Annotated in this window: 18 protein-coding genes; 4 read left to right on the top strand and 14 right to left on the bottom strand. The window is 54.6% G+C overall.

Features of this window, described 5'->3' with window-relative positions; translation table 11 throughout:
- The first annotated feature begins 130 nt into the window (after positions 1-130).
- Both PT964_RS05265 and PT964_RS05260 read left to right on the top strand, forming a co-directional pair.
- Positions 131-1,996, top strand: coding sequence for an LTA synthase family protein (locus PT964_RS05265; protein ID WP_274362283.1), 1,866 nt, complete (start codon positions 131-133; stop codon positions 1,994-1,996).
- 284 nt (positions 1,997-2,280) lie between these two features.
- Entirely contained in the window at positions 2,281-3,069 is a 789-nt protein-coding gene (locus PT964_RS05260; RefSeq protein WP_274362282.1) for a class I SAM-dependent methyltransferase, read from the top strand.
- A gap of 363 nt (positions 3,070-3,432) precedes the next feature.
- Here PT964_RS05260 and PT964_RS05255 read toward each other — a convergent pair whose 3' ends face one another.
- Both PT964_RS05255 and PT964_RS05250 read right to left on the bottom strand, forming a co-directional pair.
- Positions 3,433-4,620, bottom strand: a complete 1,188-nt coding sequence (locus PT964_RS05255) for an MFS transporter (protein ID WP_274362281.1) — start codon at positions 4,618-4,620, stop codon at positions 3,433-3,435.
- Positions 4,617-5,786 carry a glycosyltransferase family 2 protein gene (locus tag PT964_RS05250; RefSeq protein WP_274362280.1) on the bottom strand — a complete coding sequence of 390 codons (1,170 nt, stop codon included), beginning with the start codon at positions 5,784-5,786 and terminating at the stop codon, positions 4,617-4,619. Before PT964_RS05250 ends, PT964_RS05255 begins: the two co-directional genes overlap by 4 nt.
- A 171-nt stretch (positions 5,787-5,957) precedes the next feature.
- On the opposite strand from PT964_RS05250, the gene PT964_RS05245 reads away from it, so the two are divergent.
- Complete coding sequence (locus PT964_RS05245) at positions 5,958-6,479, top strand: MogA/MoaB family molybdenum cofactor biosynthesis protein (protein ID WP_274362279.1); 522 nt, start codon at positions 5,958-5,960, stop codon at positions 6,477-6,479.
- Between the two features lie 16 nt (positions 6,480-6,495).
- On the opposite strand, the gene PT964_RS05240 is transcribed toward PT964_RS05245, so the two are convergent.
- The 4 genes from PT964_RS05240 to PT964_RS05225 form a co-directional block, all read right to left on the bottom strand.
- Positions 6,496-7,482: an ABC transporter permease gene (locus PT964_RS05240; protein WP_274362278.1), complete on the bottom strand. Its 987-nt coding sequence runs from the start codon at positions 7,480-7,482 to the stop codon at positions 6,496-6,498.
- Positions 7,479-8,966, bottom strand: coding sequence for a sugar ABC transporter ATP-binding protein (locus tag PT964_RS05235; protein WP_274362404.1), 1,488 nt, complete (start codon positions 8,964-8,966; stop codon positions 7,479-7,481). The genes PT964_RS05240 and PT964_RS05235 overlap by 4 nt, the downstream gene beginning before the upstream one ends.
- Before the next feature lie 103 nt (positions 8,967-9,069).
- On the bottom strand, positions 9,070-10,152 hold the full coding sequence (locus tag PT964_RS05230) for a sugar ABC transporter substrate-binding protein (RefSeq protein ID WP_274362277.1): 1,083 nt from the start codon (positions 10,150-10,152) through the stop codon (positions 9,070-9,072).
- 225 nt (positions 10,153-10,377) lie between these two features.
- On the bottom strand, positions 10,378-11,277 hold the full coding sequence (locus PT964_RS05225) for an SDR family oxidoreductase (protein ID WP_274362276.1): 900 nt from the start codon (positions 11,275-11,277) through the stop codon (positions 10,378-10,380).
- Positions 11,278-11,427: 150 nt separating this feature from the next.
- On the opposite strand from PT964_RS05225, the gene PT964_RS05220 reads away from it, so the two are divergent.
- On the top strand, positions 11,428-11,781 hold the full coding sequence (locus PT964_RS05220; RefSeq protein WP_274362275.1) for a DUF2512 family protein: 354 nt from the start codon (positions 11,428-11,430) through the stop codon (positions 11,779-11,781).
- A gap of 15 nt (positions 11,782-11,796) precedes the next feature.
- Here PT964_RS05220 and PT964_RS05215 read toward each other — a convergent pair whose 3' ends face one another.
- The 8 genes from PT964_RS05215 to rocF form a co-directional block, all read right to left on the bottom strand.
- Complete coding sequence (locus PT964_RS05215; protein WP_274362274.1) at positions 11,797-12,255, bottom strand: DinB family protein; 459 nt, start codon at positions 12,253-12,255, stop codon at positions 11,797-11,799.
- Between the two features lie 5 nt (positions 12,256-12,260).
- Positions 12,261-12,773 (bottom strand): dihydrofolate reductase, encoded by a 513-nt coding sequence (locus PT964_RS05210; protein ID WP_274362273.1) that lies wholly within the window; start codon positions 12,771-12,773, stop codon positions 12,261-12,263.
- Positions 12,774-12,785: 12 nt separating this feature from the next.
- On the bottom strand, positions 12,786-13,580 hold the full coding sequence (thyA, locus tag PT964_RS05205; RefSeq protein WP_274362272.1) for a thymidylate synthase: 795 nt from the start codon (positions 13,578-13,580) through the stop codon (positions 12,786-12,788).
- 21 nt (positions 13,581-13,601) lie between these two features.
- Positions 13,602-14,102 (bottom strand): metallophosphoesterase family protein, encoded by a 501-nt coding sequence (locus PT964_RS05200; RefSeq protein WP_274362403.1) that lies wholly within the window; start codon positions 14,100-14,102, stop codon positions 13,602-13,604.
- 14 nt (positions 14,103-14,116) lie between these two features.
- The gene (gene ytxJ / locus PT964_RS05195; protein ID WP_274362271.1) at positions 14,117-14,458 is read right to left on the bottom strand and encodes a bacillithiol system redox-active protein YtxJ; all 342 of its coding nucleotides are present in this window, start codon (positions 14,456-14,458) and stop codon (positions 14,117-14,119) included.
- Positions 14,459-14,600: 142 nt separating this feature from the next.
- Positions 14,601-14,915 (bottom strand): hypothetical protein, encoded by a 315-nt coding sequence (locus PT964_RS05190; protein WP_274362270.1) that lies wholly within the window; start codon positions 14,913-14,915, stop codon positions 14,601-14,603.
- Between the two features lie 2 nt (positions 14,916-14,917).
- Positions 14,918-15,580 (bottom strand): SGNH/GDSL hydrolase family protein, encoded by a 663-nt coding sequence (locus PT964_RS05185; protein ID WP_274362269.1) that lies wholly within the window; start codon positions 15,578-15,580, stop codon positions 14,918-14,920.
- Positions 15,581-16,052: 472 nt separating this feature from the next.
- Positions 16,053-16,952: an arginase gene (rocF, locus tag PT964_RS05180; protein WP_274362402.1), complete on the bottom strand. Its 900-nt coding sequence runs from the start codon at positions 16,950-16,952 to the stop codon at positions 16,053-16,055.
- Positions 16,953-16,994: the final 42 nt, after the last annotated feature.

The following is a 16,994-nucleotide window of genomic DNA, read 5'->3' as shown; positions in this document are numbered from 1 at the left end:
GGCAGAATACCTCGTTTACAGGAACAATATGGCAAAAATCACTCTATGTCCCGCGTTGCAAAAATCATCCACTGCGCTATAATTAAACACATTGTCATCGTGCAAAATACAAATCTGGGGGAATTACACGATGCTGCGGTGGAAACCATTTTTGCAATCGCGGTTTTTCTTATTTACGTTATTTCTTACCATTAAATATTACGGACTGCAGATCCTCGTGTTCGGCAACGCCAATCCTCTGGATTGTTTGGCCGTCGCTCTGCCGTCCTTATTGCTGTTTCTCATTCCGGTCGAGCTCTTGTTCCGCCAAAGAAAGACCGAGGCGTACTTGGTGCTCAATACGCTATTGTCCGTCGGTATGCTGGCCATCATTATTTACTACCGGCAATTCGGAATCGTCGTGACGTATCATGCATTTTTTCAGGCACATCAAGTGCTGGACGTCAGCGACAGTATTCTCGATTTGCTTAAGCCGCTTTATATTCTTTATTTGTTGGATGTCATCCTTTGGCTCGCGCTCGCGCTCTTCAAAGCGAGACCGAAATTTTCGGACTTTCGGGTTTCCCCCGGCATATTATCCGTACTCTTATTGGTTTGCGCCGCAACTTTGGTTTCCTATGCGTATGCGCACGATAACGTGCTGAACGAGCTGAAGCAAGCGGAGCGCATGGGGCTTGTCACTTACGAGGTTCACACCCTTGTAGCAGGAGTTCGCGAGGGAACGATGAAGGCGGCGGCCCGTCCCGTTACTCCCGAGATGGTCCGCGCGGTGAAACATTTGGAGGAGCCGGATGTTCGCCAATTGTTCGGTGCGGCCAAAGGACGAAATCTCATTGTCGTGCAGCTGGAATCGTTCCAAGATTTCCTGGTCGGCCGTGAAATCGACGGCAAGGAGCTCACACCGGCTCTAAACAAGCTGATCGGCGACAGCTACTACTTCCCGAACGTGTTTCAATCCATCAGCCAAGGCAACACGTCGGACGCCGAGTTTATCTCGAACACGTCGTTCTATCCGCCTCCATACAACGGCGCGTCTCAGATGTACGGAACGAAACGCATTCCGAGTCTGCCGCGCATCCTGGAAGGACTCGGCTATACGGCGGTTACGTTCCATACGAACGACGTGAAGTTCTGGAATCGAAATCAATTGTATCCGGCGCTCGGCTTTGACCGTTACTTCGACAAACAGTACTTCGGCGAAGAGGATACGATCGCCTTCGGGGCCTCCGACGAGGTGCTGTACGAGAAGACGATCGAGCAGCTGGAAAAGTATCAGGACGAAGGCCGGCCCTTTTATGCTCAGCTTATTTCGATGAGCTCTCACCATCCGTTCATTCCGCCGGAAGGAAAAGAAATGCTCGCCCTTCCGGAAGGCTGGGAAGGGACGGATTTGGGCAATTACATCAAGATGACCAATTACGCCGACCGCGCGCTCGGCATGTTCATCGAAGAATTGAAGGCCGCGGGAATGTGGGACAATTGCATGCTCGTCGTATACGGAGATCACTTCGGCGTGTCGCCGAATAACTTGACGGACAACGAGCGTATGCTGCTGGAAGCCGAAATCGGCAAAGAATATGACGTGCGCACCGCCCATAATATTCCGTTCATCATTACGATTCCGGGTGTGACCGACGGGGGCGAGAGATTCGAACAGGTCGGCGGGCAAGTCGATTTCATGCCGACGATCGCCAACCTGCTCGGCGTATCGCTCGACAACCACGTCTATTTCGGCCAAGATTTGATCAATTACCCGCATAACGTGCTTGGAAGCCGTTATTACTTGCCGACCGGCTCGTTCATTAACGACGAGATTATGTACATCTCGGGCGAAACGTTCGGCGAAGGCACGGTCATTCCGATTCGCAATCCGGCGGATCCTTCAGTGGCGACCGACCCGATGCTGTATAAAGACGATTTCATCAAAATCGTCAAGCTGCTGCAGCTGAACGATCAATATTTGGATTCGCTGCCGGAACGACACGGCGCGAAATAAATAAAACGGAGGCCGTCCCTTTTTGGGCGGCCTCTGTTTAGTTACATTTTTAGATTGGGGCTCTAATGATTAATCTATAAAGAGCTTTCGAAAATGTATGTTGCCATAGAAATTCAACCGTGCTAAAATTCCGTAAACACCAAAATATTCCTTTCAAAAGCAAAGATGAGAGAGAGTAATTGGACAGCTTCTATTACAGAGAGCTAACTCGGAGTACTTACTCTCGTCCCTTTACGGGGCGGGAGTTTTATTTTTTTGATCGAAATGAATTCGGAGGGTTGCAAATGGAACGTAAAAACACTTTTAATGAAATCGCAAAGGAATATGACAAGTTCAGACCTGACTATCCGGAAAAGCTTTTTACCGATATATTGGAATATTCCGATTTGAGAAAAGATGACTCCATACTTGAAATCGGCTGCGGTACAGGGCAAGCGACAAAAGGTTTTGTTGAGCTTGGGTATAATTACTTTCATTGTATCGAGCTAGGGCAAAACTTGGCGGAATTTACTCGAGAAAAATTCAAGGACAAACCTAATGTTAAAATAATTAATTCCGCGTTTGAAACGTGGCAGTGTGAAAAAAGCGGCTTCGACCTAGCAATATCAGGAACAGCCTTCCATTTCATTCAGCCGCAACATTTCGGCTACCGCAAAGTTTATGATCTGCTTCGCGATCACGGGTCTATTGCGTTTTTTTGGACCGTTCATGTTCCTTCATTTGATGATGTCTTTACTCAAATCCGTGGGATATACAAAAAATATGCTCCTCAGCTCGAGGATTCAAATAAACCGTCCTTGGAGCACATTATTGAGGAGAGGACCGTTTTAACTGTAAAGGATGGTTTGTTTAAGGACCTTGATGTAATACGATACCGCTGGAATGACACATATACGGCAAGTGAGTATATATCACTACTAAACACGAACTCCAGACATAGATTACTTTCCGATGATGTGCGAATAAGATTGTTTGATGAAATCGAAGAAGCAATTGAACGGCAAGGTGGAACTATACTGAAACCGCAAGCTGTCGTATTGTTCCTTGCTAGAAAAAACGCTTTGTCTTTTTAACGGTAAACGACCTTTGAAAACCTGCATAGATCGCTAACGGACAAGGACGCAGTTATTCGGCGTTTTGAAGGGAGTTTGAAGTTTTAACGGACACCACTGCAGTTATTGCCACGAAAAAGCAGGGATAAGCACCAATAATCGCGGTTTAGCGTCTCTGGTGTCCGTTAGCGATATGGCGGGGGGGCAAATTGGCGATATAGCGTCTGTGGCGTCCGTTAGCACCGCAGAGTTTTAGCTAGGAGCAGTGAGGAGCAGTGAGGAGCGATGGAAAATCCGGTCGTATCGCCAATAAAGCACTCAAACGACACCCCTAGGGCTGTCATTAGAGTGCTTTATTCTGACCTTCGAACCGAAACCAAACCGTTATGAGGCCACACCCGAACTTTGAGCTCCGGCTGCCTGCCTGACACCGATCAAGCCGGACGCAGCGTACAACAGGAACATACCGCCGAGGAACAGGAACGCGCTGGGCAAAGCGACATATTGAATGCCTAACCCGCCGATGTAAGGTCCGGCGATGCTGCCGACGCTGAAATGGATCGAGGCGATCATATTCGCCGTCGGCAGCGCCTGCTTCGGCAGCCGGTCGGCGGCATAAGCGAGACCTAGCGAGAAGAACGACCCAACCAGCCCTCCCGCCACCGCGAAGGCGACAAGTATGCCCACGAACGAGCGGCCCGCCAGCGGCACGGACAGGAAGGCAAGCCCTCCGATAACGGCGCAGGTGAGGATAACCGGCTTTCTCCCGATCTTGTCGCTAATCGCACCGAGCGGAAGCTGAAGAATCAGGCTGCCTACCCCCACCGACAGGAGAAGCAAGGAAACCTCCGGCTCGCTGATGCCCATCCTCAGCCCGTAAACCGGAAAGTTGGAATTCAGCGACGCCTCCATGCAGCCATAAAGGAACGCAGGAATCAGCGCAAACCATGCGATCCGGTAAACGGTCGAGGCTTTCGTCTTTTCGGTGTCGACGCCCGAATCCGCTCCGGGCCGGTCAGCGGGAAGCGCTGCAAGGCAAAGCATAGCGAGCAGCATGACCGCGGATATTAAGACGAATGGTACGGCATTGCCGAACGGCAGCAAGTTCAAGCCTAACGGACCGATACTGAAGCCGATTCCGTAGCACATACCGTACAGCGAAATGAACCGCCCTCTCCGTTCCGCGGGGCTGTTCGTTACGATCCATAGCTGCGTCGCGTAGTGAAGCGCACTGTCCCCGATTCCGACCAGCAATCTGAGGACGAACCAAAATGCGACGCTCTCCCATAGCGGAAACGCGGCCGTCGCCGCAGCCGCAAGCAACAGTCCCGCCGCTATGACGGTGCGGTACCCGTAGACGGCGACAGGCTTACGGATAAAAAACATCGTCGCGAACGAACCGATATACATGGCCGTAGAATTCAAACCGTTCATGCTGGCCGGGATTCCGCTTTTCTCGAGCAATACGGTCAACAGCGGAAGCAGCAGCCCTTGATTGAAGCCTGCGACAATACATACAAAAAGCAGTATGGTTACTTTGACGTTGAATGAGTTTTGCCCTGCAGGCTTCATGATTTATACAGTCTCCTTAAGTCGTCCAAAGAATAAAAGGTTCCCCGCCAATTCACGCCCGACCGACGGTGTGCGAGCCATACGGACCTTGCGAGAACGAATGTCAGCAGCAGCGCAGAAATCGGCAGAACGGCCGCCTCTTCCCCACGCTCTTTGTTCATGCGGCGCACGCAAAGCACATATACGGCGACAATCAGGGCGCAAACGGCGAAAAGCACCGCCAATGCCGCCCCTCTTGCGAACGAAAGCATCAAAAAAGGTCCGGCGAACAGCAGCAATTGGCCGCACATCGCCGCTGCAGCTAATGCGAGCCGGTACCCGAAGCCGGAATATAAATTTTTTTCCAGTCCACGGGCGGCGGCGCGAAGCGACGTGTACCATTCCACAGCGATCCGGTGCGTGCCCGCGGCGAGCCGCTGTTTAAAGCCGCGCCGCTTCACCAGTACTCCAAGCCGGAGATCGTCATCCGGCCGCATCGCTAACGCGGCGTGAGTCCCTATCGTTTCGTAAGCGGATCGCCGCAGTAGATTAAAGGCGCCGATTCCCATGCCGGAGCTTCTATTACGGTCGTCATTCGCCCGCCAAGGCGACAGCAGCATAAATAAGCTGAACAGAAAGTAATGAACGAACGCCCGCAGCCAGAACGATTTGGAAACCAGCTTCGGAGAAAGCGTGACGTGATCGGCTCCTTCCGAAAGCGCATATGCGACGCTGTCCCGGACCGCATCCGGATGAAACCGGACATCCGCGTCGGTAAACAGCAGGAACGAGCCTCTGGAGTGCAAATAGCCTTGATATAACGCGTGATTTTTGCCGAGCCAGCCGTCGGGCAAGCTCGTAATATGAATCACCTTCAACGGTATGCGTGAATGCTCCTTGCCCGCAGACCATGACTTGAGCTCGTCAAGCCTCGCCCCCGTCGCATCGCCGGAACGGTCGTTCACGGCGATAATTTCCATTCGCGGATACGACTGCTGCAGCAAGTGACGCACCGTTTCGCCGATCGTCTCCTGTTCCTCCTTCGCCGCAATAATGACGGAAACGAGCGGAGGCTTTTCCGGCAAAGAGACGCCTTTCGGCAAATCGGGAACGGACTGCAATCCTTTATAGGTACGCAGGAAAACAGCGGTCCATAGCGCTGCCAATATTGCCGAAACTATGATCATTGCGTACCCTCCTTGCATCACAGTAGAACGACAATCATTATATACGGCTTGGCCGCCGGGCACAACAAAAAGAACAAAGAGCGAGGACCCGCCGCTGCCTGTCCTCACCCTTTGCCCGGCTATGATATAGTATAAAGAAAGCATAAATTGCCATAAAGGAGTTTTGCCGTCATGGATTCCATACCTTCTGTAGAACAACACCGAAAAGAAGCGCCGTCCCAAGTCAGATGCATGGTCGTTACCGTTTCCGACACCCGCACCCCGGAAACCGATAAAAGCGGCGCGCTAATGAAGCAGCTGCTGGAGGAGGCGGGCTATTCGGTCGTTCGCTATTCAATCGTCAAAGACGAATACGATCAAATCCGCGAGCTCGTTCATGAAGCGGCGGCAGACCCCGAAGTCGAAGCGCTGCTGCTCAACGGCGGCACCGGCATTGCGCCGCGGGATACGACCTATGAAGCGGTCAGGGATTCGCTCGACAAGGAGATGCCCGGCTTCGGCGAAATATTCCGCTACTTAAGCTTCGCGGAGGATATCGGCCCGGCCGCGATTCTCAGCCGCGCGACCGCGGGCGTAGTCGGGCATACCGCCGTATTTTCCACCCCCGGCTCCACAGGGGCCGTAAAGCTTGCAATGACGAGAATCGTCGTCCCCGAGCTGAGACACGTCATGCGGGAAATTTACAAGAAATAACCGTATCCGTTACGCATTACGTTCTGCGCCGATTCAAGTGAATATAGGTGGAGGCGAGCGCAAGCACGAGAACGAGTCCTTTGACGATATCGAAGGCGTAGTACGGCAGCTTCATCATCGTTAAGCCGTTCAAGAGCACCCCGATAAGCACCGCCCCGAAGAACGTGCCGATCATATTGGGCTTGCCGGCGCCGAATACCGAGAAGCCGACGAACACGGCGGCGACCGCTTCCATGAGAAGCGGCGCCCCGGCGTCCACCTGACCGGTGCCAACGCGGGAAGCGAACAATATGCCGGCGAAGCCAGCGCACGCTCCCGACAGCACGTATGCCGCAAGACGGACGCGATTGACGGAAATGCCCGACAGGCGGGCGGCTTCCCGGTTGCCCCCCGTCATATAAAATTGACGTCCCCAGCGCGTATACTGCAAAAAAATATGCGCGAATATGACAGCCAGCAGCATTAAGAGCACCATAACCGGAACGCCGAACAGCTCGCCTTGCCCGATCCATAGAAACGAAGGATCGAACACGCCCGGTGCTTTCTCGCCGCTTGGGAACTGCATGTTGTTATAAATTGAGTAGCCCGCCGTATACGTTCGCTGCACCCCCGAGAAAATGTACATCACCGCAAGCGTCGCAAGCAGATCGGGAATTTTCCAGCGAATAATGAGGAACGAGTTGATGAGTCCGATGCCGACGGCGATCAGGATCGGAACGACCAGCACGACGATAAGGGGCTGCTGATACCACACCATCAGGCTGGCGGAAACGACCGTCGACAACGATACGGCGGAGCCGACCGATAGGTCGAAGCCGTTGACGATTTGCGAGAACGTAACTCCGATCGCAACGAACGTTACGATTGCGATCGACCGCAATATATCGGTCAGATTGCCCGCTTTGAAAAAGTGCTCCTGGGTAACCCCGAACACCGCAATGACCGCAAATATGAGCGCGACCGTGCCGTATTTAAATGAAACGTCCAGTAGCTTGTCCTTCATGACGATTGCTCCTCCCCTGCGCTTGCGTAAAACAGTATGTTTTCTTCGGTAGCTTCGCCCCGCTGAAGCTCTTTCACGAGCTTTCCGTCACACATGACGTAAATTCGATCCGCCAGCCCCAGCACTTCGGGAATTTCCGCGGACAAATAAACGATTCCTTTGCCCGCCCCCGCAAGCGATCCGATCAGCCGGAATATGTCGCTCTTGGCGCCGATATCGACGCCCTTCGTCGGCTCGTCGAAAATAAACACGTCCGCATTTGTCGGAAGCCACTTGCCCACCGCCACCTTCTGCTGGTTGCCGCCGCTGAGCAGCTTTACCGATTGGTTTATCGACGGGGTCTTGATTCCGACCTTTTCCACCATTTCGCCGGCATGCATTCTCTCCTTCGCTGCCGACTGAAAGCCGAAGCGCGAAAACAGGCTCATTACGGATGCCGTCAAATTGTGCTGAATGCTCTCTTCGATAAAGATGCCTTGTTTTCTCCGCTCCTCGGGTACGAGCACGATCCCCGCCCTTACCGCCTCGCGCGGCTCTTGGAAGCGTACCTCCGCGCCCCGCAGCAGCATCGAGCCGGAATCGAGCTTGTCCGCTCCGAACAACGCCCTCGAAAGCTCCGTCTTGCCCGCGCCGACCAACCCGACAATTCCGACGATTTCCCCTCTTTTTACGGAGAAATCCGCATCCTTCACCTTCGTGCCGCTACCGATATGCCGCACCTCGAGGATCGTCTCCCCGACTGCAGTCTCCGCCTTCGGGAACTCTTCCTCCAGCGATTTGCCCAGCATGTCGCGAATGACCCGGGGAATCGACGTTTCCGCCACAGCATGCGTGGATACGTTCGTTCCGTCCCGCATGACGGTAATCCGATCGCACAGGGAGAACACTTCCGGAAGGCGGTGGGTAATGAATATGCACCCGACGCCGGCGGCGCGCAATTGCCGCATAATCGCAAACAGACGGGACGATTCCTCCGAGCTGAGCGGCGCGGTCGGCTCGTCGAAGATGACGTATTTGGCTTTTTGGGCAAGCGCCCTCGCGATCAGAACGATCTGCTTGTGGGCAATCGGCAGCTCTTCGATTTTCACCGAAGGCGAGACCGTGCTCCCCAGCCTCTTCAACAGCTCCGCCGCTTCTTGCTGCAGCTTGCCCCAGCGTATCCAGCGAATTTCTCCGCGGGCGATACGGTCCATCCAGATGTTCTCGGCCACGCTTAGGCCGCCGACAAGGGCGGTGTCGACCTCTTGGTACACGCAGTGAATGCCCGCCATTGCCGCATCAAGCGGCGAATCGATGGCGGCTTCGCGCCCGTCGATCTCAATCGAGCCGCTGTCAAGCGTATACGCGCCGGACATAATTTTCATCAGCGTGCTCTTGCCCGCGCCGTTAGCGCCGAGCAGCGCGTGAATTTCCCCCGGCTTCGCTTCGAACGAAACCCGCTTCAGTGCGCGGACTCCCGGAAACGACTTCTCAATATTTTTCATGAGCAAACTCACTTGCCTTCATTCCTCCCCCGGAAGCAGCAATCCCCACCGGGCTTTCCGTCCAGTGGGGTTCGTCAACACGGTCAAACGATTTCGCCGCTTCTTATTCCAGCTCTTTCATCCAGTCCGTCAAGCCTTGCTCGCTGCTTCCCCAGCCTTCTACGTATTGGCTGAGCTCCGTTGTGGATATTTGCTGCTCCGGCAAGTCTTCGCGGTGCACGAATACCGGCTCGAGCACGACCGTATCCGGCGTTTCGTCGCCGTGAAGCTTCTGGTACAAGTAACGTGCGTGCACGCGTCCGATATCCTTCGGATCAACTGCGGCGGACGCTACCCAAGGCGAATTCGGATCTTGAATCATTTGCAGATCTTCATCGCTCATGTCGATGCCGTATACTTTAATTTCCGTCCGTCCTGCTTGTTGGATCGCGCGGGTCGCTCCTTTCGCGAATTCATCCCATGCGGCCCAAACGGCCGTAATGTCGCCCTTGTTCGGGTACTGCTTCAAGATCGCTTCCATTTGGGATTGAGTATCGAGCGCCGGGTTGTTCGCATTGCCGAACGCCGCGATCTCTTTCATGTCGGGATACTTTTCCATGAACGCTTGGTATGCGGTTTGGCGGCGTTCCATCGGTGCGAAGCCCGCGACCCAAACTTTAACGATCGTACCTTTGCCGCCGGCATCCTGTGCAAGCCGCTCCAGCGTCATTTCCGCCAGTTTCACGTCCGCCTGCTGTACGACCGTTACGCCCGGTACGGCCAGATCGACATCGAACGCTACAACCGGAATGCCTGCGTCAAGCGCTTTTTTCACACCCGCTTCCAATGCACCGGCTTGTCCATGGTCGATCAGGATGCCGTCGAACGCTTGATTCACCGCCGCGTCCAGGTTGCTCGCCATTTTGCCCAAATCGTTATCGGAGGCGAATACGGTTACTTCCCCGCCGAATTTCTTCACTTGCTCCGTAACGCCGTCAATATATTGCTGTGAGAACGTACCCGTATTGAACTGCATAACGAGCGCTATTTTTTTGCCCGACAAATCGTTCGCCTGATCCGCACCCGCGCCTCCGCCTGCCGCATTCGTTTCGTTGCTTGCCGTCTTTGCGCCGCAGCCTGCGATCAGCGCCGCCACAAGGACAATCAGCAGCAATGTAACCCATGGTCCTCTCCTAATGCCTTTCATTGCTTGGTTTCCCCTCTCTATGTATTGTACCCGTCTATTCCTAGTTGTTTACTAGGCTTTAGGTTCATTAGATGATATAATAGCACCGTCTTTTTTAAGCGTCAATGCTTTAATGTCAAAAAGTTTTATCTAGTTAACGCACCGCAAAAAGCCCCTTCGCAGCCGTCGCGGGGAGCTCTTAACGTTTTGCAGGTTTTCGGCAGGTTTTCCGCACTGGTTCCCCAGCTATGAGCCGGTCATTTCGCCGCCGTTGATATGAAGCGTCTGTCCCGTCACATAGCTGGAATCGTCGGAAGCTAAATACACATAAGCCGGTGCGATTTCGTATGGCTGCGCCGCTCTTCGCATCGGGACGCTCGTGCCGAACGTTCTAACCTCCTGCGCAGGGAAGGTGGCGACCGTCAGCGGCGTCCACACCGGACCCGGGGCGACCGCGTTCACCCGGATGCCCGCATCGGCAAGCTGCAGCGCCAAAGTACGCGTAAATGAGACGACCGCACCTTTGGTCGCGGAATAATCGAGCAGCTCCTTGTTTCCTCTGTAAGCGACGACGGATGCCGTATTAATGATCGTGCTCCCGCGTTTCATATAGGGGACGGCGGCACGGGCGAAATAAATAAAGGAGAAAATGTTCGTCCGGAACGTATCCTCGATTTGCTCGTCCGACAGCGTCAAGATCGACGGCTGATACGGCTGGTAAGCGGCGTTATTCACCAAAATATCGACGGAGCCGAACGTATACAGCGTCTTGTTTACGGCATCATCCGCGACCGACGAGCTGCGGACGTCCCCGGGAATGAGAAGACATCTGCCCCCGAGCTGTTCGATCCGTTTTTTTGTTTCTTCGGCATCGACATGCTCATTCAAATAAACGACGGCTACGTTCGCTCCTTCTTTCGCGTACGAATACGCGACGGCCCGCCCGATCCCTGAGTCGCCGCCCGTAATGATCGCCGTCTTGCCGTACAGCTTCCCCGCAGGACGATAGTACGGATTTTCGGCGATCGGCCGCGGAGCCATATACGCCTCGATGCCCGGCTGCCCCCGCTGATGCTGCGGCGGGAAGGCGATAGGCTTTTCTTTGCATTCCGTTTCCTTGCCAATATACGCATAGACCGGATACATAGCGTCCTCCTGTGTTAGTGCCTAATAGGCATATATCACACTATATTCACGGGCAAAAGGTTCGGTTCGTACGCTTTAGGCCGGGGGCGAATGAAACGATAGCCGATGGAAACATTATGAATGACAAAACTTTCAAGGAGGATTCGGTTCATGTTTGTGTTCCTAATGAAGCTGGTCATTACGCCGATCGGATTATGGCTTTGCGATCAAATGCTCAGGGATGTCCATTACCCGTATGCCACTTCCATCGTCTTGGCCGGTCTGCTGCTTGCCGTCGTCGGCTATGCGCTGGAATGGCTTATGCTGCGCCGCGGCACGCTTTGGCTGACGACCGTAGCAGACTGGGCGCTCTCCGCCGCCTTTATTTATGCAAGCCAATATGTCATTGCCGGAGCATACGCCTCCGTGACGGGAGCGCTGCTGTCCGGAGGAATTTTGGCGATCGTCGAATACTTCATGCATCGGTATGAAATCAGCAGCGGGGCGCTGGCTACGCAAAAATAAAGCCGCCTTTCCAAATTAGAAAGGCGGCCCTTTGTGACCGATCAGTCTGGCGATCACGCCGATTTGTCCCGCGTGATGCGCTTCGTGCGCAAATACATGGTGAAACGCCCAGCGCCGCGTCGGCGGAGACGGCGGCTTCCATCCGTCCGGAAACTCCGGAACTTCGATCGGCTCGTCTCCTTCTGCGGCGCTCATGCTTGCAAGAAGCCGATCGGTATGTGCGCGGATCTCCTTGTACGCCCCCAGCAGCGCTCCCGGGTTGTCCGGTATGTCGGCGAGGCGGCGGCTCCCTTGCAGCGCGATCTCGTTGATCCACCCGTCCTCGCTCTCGGCAATATGCCGGATCACCCAAGCGATCGAATTCGGATAGTCCGGATGAACGGCAAACCAAGCGTCCTCCGGCAGCGACCGCAAATACGGAATCAACACTTTACGAGTATCGTTGCGATACGGGAAGTAATCGATCGGCCTCATCGTTCTTATTTCCCCGGCGCTCTTACATATTCCCGAAACGTATACAAATATGGATTCCTCAAATCGGTTTCGCCCGGAGTTTCCCATGCGATCCGCCACTCCTCCGGGTTCCATTCCGGAAAATACGCGTCGCCTTCGAACGTATGATGCAGCTGTGTAAGCAGCATGCGCCTGGCCTTCGGGAGGCATTCCTCAAACACCTTCCCGCCGCCGATGACGTCGATCGGTCCTTCCCCGGCCAACTCGAACGCTTCCTCCAGACTGCCTGCTTTCAAACAGCCTTTCGGAGCAAAGTCGCCGCGCGACGACAATACGATGTTTTTTCGCCCCGGCAGCGGTCTGCTCCCCATCGATTCGAACGTTTTCCGTCCCATGACGATCGTATGGCCCATCGTTTTCGATTTGAAAAATTTCATATCGGATGGCAGCCGCCATATCAAGCCGTTGCCGCGGCCGATTACCCGGTGTTCGTCAATGGCGGCAACTAACGTCACCCTGTCCCAAACCGATTCGTTCATGCGCCCACCGCCTTACACAGCCACAGGCGCCGCGATCCGCGGATGAAATTGATAGCCGACCACTTCAAAATCTTCGTATTTGTAATCAAAAATGGATTCGGGGCGGCGGTGAATGACAAGCTTAGGCAGCGGATAAGGCTCCCGGGTCAATTGAAGCTTTACCTGCTCCATATGGTTGGAGTAAATATGTACGTCTCCTCCGGACCAAATGAGCTCACCGACCTCCAAATCGCATTGCTGCGCAATCATATGCGTTAACAGCGCGTAGCTCGCAATATTAAACGGCAGGCCGAGGAACGTGTCCACGCTTCGCATCGTAAACATGCAAGAGAGGCGGCCGTCCGCCACATAAAATTGATAGACGAAGTGGCACGGAGGCAGCGCCATTCGGTCGACCTCCGCCACGTTCCAAGCGGTTACCAAGTGTCTCCGCGAATCCGGATTCCGCTTGATCGACTCGACCACCTTCGCCACCTGATCGATCGTCGACCCGTCGCCAGCCGGCCAGGAACGCCACTGAGAGCCGTAGACCGCCCCCAAATCGCCGTTCTCATCCGCCCACTCGTCCCAAATCGATACGCCGTTCTCCTTTAAATAGCGGATGTTCGTGTCTCCGCTAAGGAACCAAAGCAGCTCGTGAATGATCGATTTCAGGTGCACCTTCTTCGTTGTAACGAGCGGAAAGCCTTCCGACAGATCAAACCGCAGCTGGCGCCCGAACACGGAACGGGTCCCGGTGCCCGTCCGGTCGGACTTGTCCACGCCGTGCTCGAGCACATCCTTAAGCAAGTCCAAATACGACTTCATGATTTTTCCTCCATCCGCCTGTTAACTTTTATCATCATAAAAGAAATGCGATGCGGTAATCTTTTCGTCCAGCTCCATGAGCCCGTAGGAATACCGCGCTTGCCGACGCTTGTCCGTCGGCGACCCGGGGTTGAACAGCAGCACCCCGTCGATCCATTCGTAATGCGGCACGTGCGAGTGCCCGAACACGATTGCATCGACCTTCTCGTCCCGAAACGCATGAAACGCCTTCCATTCCGTAGAACGGCCCGGCCCGTCATGCCCGTGCACCACACCGATGCGGCGTCCGCCAAGCTCGACGACCTTCCGCCAGCCGAACCTGCGGATGATGTCCGTCCCGTCGTTGTTGCCCGCAACCGCTTCGACAGGCGCGATCTCCTCCAGCATGGCGACAACGGACGGGTCGGTGAAATCGCCGGCATGAACAATCAGGTCGACGCCTTGAAGGCCGTCAACCAGCGCCTTGGGCAGCGCTCTCGCGCGCGACAGCATATGCGTATCCGATACGACGCCCACGCGAATCGGACCGGCTTTCATTAGTCCAGCACCGCGTGAATGTGCTTCTTCGTGACGGACCAGTGGGAAGCGGCCCAATATTTCGCTTTATCCTTCACGAAGATGATTTGCGGAGACTCGTGCTTTACCCCGAGGTCTTGGGCAATTTCATTCGACACCGGACGAGATTCGATCACTTTCACCATCACGAAGTCGACATTCTCCTTCGGATTTCCCGCCAAATAGTCCTCAAACTCCTCTAAAGCCGCTGCGCTGACCGGACACGTCGTGCTGTGCTTCAGTACAAGCACCGGCTTGTCCCCCGACGCCTCGAGCGCTTCCTTCCATTGCTCCAATGTGGTGATTTCTCTGTATTGTGCCATATCCGTCATTCTCCCTTCTCGTATATGTACCCTAGGATTTAAAAGGTCCGCTGCGGCAGCGAATATGCCGGCAGCGGCACCATGCGACGATCCATTCGAAATCAACGTACTTTTTCATTGTAGTCCAAATCGATACTTCCTTTCAATCAAAAGGATTCGTCCGGTCGTGCCTCGAATACGGAAATATTTGTTCCATACGCGTGACGGCCGGTTCTTCCGTTTGCTCCGAAGACTGCGGATGTTGCAGTTCCTCAGGCTGCGCGTCTTGGGACGCTTCTTGCACGGCAGCATCGTTCGGCCTGCGCGGCACGACCATTCTGAGCTTAAAATTGATTAAGAGCAGCACCGTTAAGAAGGCGGCCGCATTGGCAGGCAGAAACCATTCCTGCCCGAGCTGGAACGACAGCAGCTCCGCCGCCGTAACTCCAGCTAATAAATACACAATGCCTCTCGTCATGTTCAAGCTCCCCCGCTTCCGGCGAGCAGCCGCAGCTCTTGCTTCACGCACTCCGCCAAGGCGGCATGGCCGTCTCCGTTCGGGTGGAAGCCGTCATCGGAAATATACTCCTCTTCCCGGTCGACAAACTTCGGGTACACTCGGGCAACGCGGACATACGGCTCATAGGCGGCGGCGCATCGCTGAATGCAGCGATTGAGGAAACGAATCCAAAGCACCGCATCGTCAAACATCGGCAGCGGATTGTAAACGTCCACAACGATGATTTGGCAGCCTCTTTCCTTCGGCCGGTTCAGCGCAACAAGCTCCTCAAGCAATTCGCGGTACGACTGCTCGAAGGCCCGCATCGGCGGCTTCATGGAGGTAAGGACTCCTTCCATGTACATCTTTTTAGCTGCTTGAATAATGTCGTTTCCCCCGGCGGTGAGCGTAATCAAGTCGGCTAAGCGCAGCCGTTCGCGCAGGCTGTGATCCGCCTGAACCTTCTCCAGAAGCTCCTTCGTGGTTGCTCCGACCGTTCCATGCAGATGGAACGCAATATTCGCGCGGCGCGCTTCCTGCAGCTGCCGGTAAACCAGGTATGCGAAGCCTTGCCGTTCGTCGGCTCCGGTGCCGAACGTCAAAGAATCCCCGAGCGCGGTATATACATAAGGTGCGGTCGTCATCGGAACATTCCCCCCAAGCCCAGAACTTTCTTCATAGTATTCAAATCCGGTAAAAATGGGCTTGGTCCGCGAAAAAATTTTTGTTCCTCCGTCCTTGCCGTTGCGTCTTACTCCCGTTTGTTCCTTCCCCGCACGCACATTTTGACTAACTCTGCTGCACTGCTTCCCACGCGCATCATTTTGGTAAAAGTATGTTTACATTGTGTTGCCCGTATTCCATAATTTCGCCGAAATCCCGCCAACTTCAACCGTTCTGGATAAAGTGTGCTCATAAACGGCATTGCAGACGACGCATGATGAACATCCGTTTGCCAAAACGCACGACCGCAAAAGAAAATACACTGCAATCATGACCAAACCGCAACAACTTATAGACAATCCTTTTCCATAATGAAGGCGTGAGTTACATCAAAATAAACCGCAACAAAAAAAGCCCGGAAAAACGAGCGACAGGCTCCTCCCGGGCAAATTACTACAATATTTTTTCGCCGAACAACGAGCCCATCAGCTCGACCGCCACGATGGCGGTATGGTTCATGCTGTCGAGGATCGGGTTCACCTCAACGAACTCCGCGCTGATGACGCAGCGCGCCTCCGCCAGCAGCTCCATCGCCAGATGCCCTTCTCGGTACGTTATCCCGCCGATGACAGGCGTTCCGACGCCGGGGGCGTCCTCCGGATCCAAGCCGTCCAAATCGAGGCTGAGATGGACGCCGTCCGTGCCGTTCGTCACGATGTCGATCGTTTCCTCCATCACCTGCGTCATCCCGAGACGGTCGATATCGTGCATCGTGAACACTTTGACCCCGAGCTCGCGAATGAGCTTCCGCTCCCCTTCGTCGAGCGATCTGGCGCCGATAATGACCGCTTTGCTCGGATCGATCTTGTTGCCGGCGCCTCCGATTCCGACGAGCTTCTCGTCGCCGATCCCGAGCGCTACCGCCAGCGACATGCCGTGGATGTTGCCGGAGGGCGTCGTTTCCGCCGTGTTCATATCGGCATGCGAGTCGAACCAAATGACGCCGATCGATTTTTTGTGCCGCAGCATGCCGGCGATCGTGCCGAGGGCGATGCTGTGATCTCCGCCGATGACGAGCGGGAACCGGCCCTGGGACACGGCGTCCGCCACATGATTGTGAAGCTCGTCGCACACTCTCGATATTTCATCCAAATATTTTAACGTCGTGCCGCGTTCGCCGTACGTTTTGGGCCTGCGGACCACAAGATCGCCTTCATCGTGCACCGTGTACCCGAGACGCTCCAGCCTCGCCTGCATGCCGGCGCAGCGAATGGCGCTCGGCCCCATATCGACGCCGCGCCGGTCCGCGCCCAAATCGATCGGAACCCCGATCACGGATATATCCCGAATGATGGTAGGATGCATGATTTCATTCACCGCCTGTGAAGTTCATGT

It is taken from the genome of Paenibacillus thermotolerans (assembly GCF_028745515.1).
GTDB lineage: Bacteria > Bacillota > Bacilli > Paenibacillales > YIM-B00363 > Paenibacillus_AE > Paenibacillus_AE thermotolerans.
The sequence above is the reverse complement of the archived record's forward strand: the minus strand, read 5'-3'. Positions and strand labels throughout refer to the sequence as shown.